The organism is Bartonella sp. AP57NXGY (assembly GCF_042195805.1).
Lineage (GTDB): Bacteria > Pseudomonadota > Alphaproteobacteria > Rhizobiales > Rhizobiaceae > Bartonella.
The window spans coordinates 1-1,183 of record NZ_JBHIOZ010000319.1 but is presented as its reverse complement, the minus strand read 5'-3'; the positions used below and the strand labels follow the sequence as shown (position 1 = coordinate 1,183).

The 1,183-nt window shown below is 36.2% G+C and carries 1 protein-coding gene; it reads left to right on the top strand.

Annotated elements, in window-relative coordinates; genetic code table 11:
- The coding region (gene trmFO / locus ACFIL8_RS10615; protein WP_375689739.1) for a methylenetetrahydrofolate--tRNA-(uracil(54)-C(5))-methyltransferase (FADH(2)-oxidizing) TrmFO at positions 1-951 on the top strand (951 nt) is incomplete at its 5' end.
- Between the last annotated feature and the right edge of the window lie 232 nt (positions 952-1,183).

Here is a 1,183-nt window from a genome sequence, read left to right as displayed (position 1 = left end):
CAAGCAATAACCGGTATAAAAGCTCTTTCTTTTTTTGATGCAATTGCACCTATTATCCATACCGACAGTATTGATATGAATATTTGTTGGTATCAGTCTCGCTATGATAAAATTGGTCCTGAAGGAACAGGAAAAGATTATCTTAATTGTCCCCTCAACAAAGAACAATATGAAACATTCGTTCAAGCGTTAAAAAATGCCGACAAAACAGAGTTTCGTGACTTTGAAAAAACACCCTATTTTGATGGGTGCCTACCCATTGAAATTATGGCTGAACGCGGACTTGAAACTTTAAGACATGGACCTATGAAACCTATGGGCTTAACCAATGCCCATAACCCTACAGTTAAACCTTATGCTGTTGTTCAATTACGCCAAGATAATAAACTTGGAACCCTTTACAATATGGTCGGCTTTCAAACAAAACTGAAATATGGTGAACAAATTCGCATTTTTAGAACGATTCCCGGTCTTGAAAAAGCAGAGTTTGCGCGTCTTGGTGGTCTTCACCGCAATACCTACCTCAACTCTCCAATCATTCTTGATCAAACCCTTCGTTTAAAACAAACAAAACGACTACGCTTTGCAGGACAAATTACCGGATGTGAAGGTTATGTAGAATCAGCGGCAATAGGGCTTCTTGCTGGACATTTTGCCGCTGCAGAATATCATCATAACTGTCCTTGCCTCCCCCCACAAACCACTGCATTCGGTGCCCTTTTGCATCATATTACGGGGGGGCATATTGTAATAGAAGAAACAGAAAGACAATCCTTTCAGCCAATGAATATCAATTTCGGACTCTTTCCCCCTATTACTTCTATTAAACATTCAGAAAAACGCTTACCAAGTAAAGAAAAAAAATTAGCAAAAAAGCAAGTTATAACAGCGAGAGCTCTCAATGATTGTATTCAGTGGTTAGCAAATAAAGAATCAAAGAGCTTCTGTTGATAAAAATCACACGATTCGCCTCTCTAATAAATCTCTATGACTCTCATGAAAAAGTCATTCTAAAGCCTTTTACTGTCTTCTCCAATCCATGAATACTTCTCTATGTTTCGTTATTTATTCTATAACGTAGATGCTATAAAAAACTTTATCGCTATAAAAAACTTTACCGCTATCAATAATTTAATATGATTTAATGACTAAAAACAAAATAATTATATAAACATATTATGAA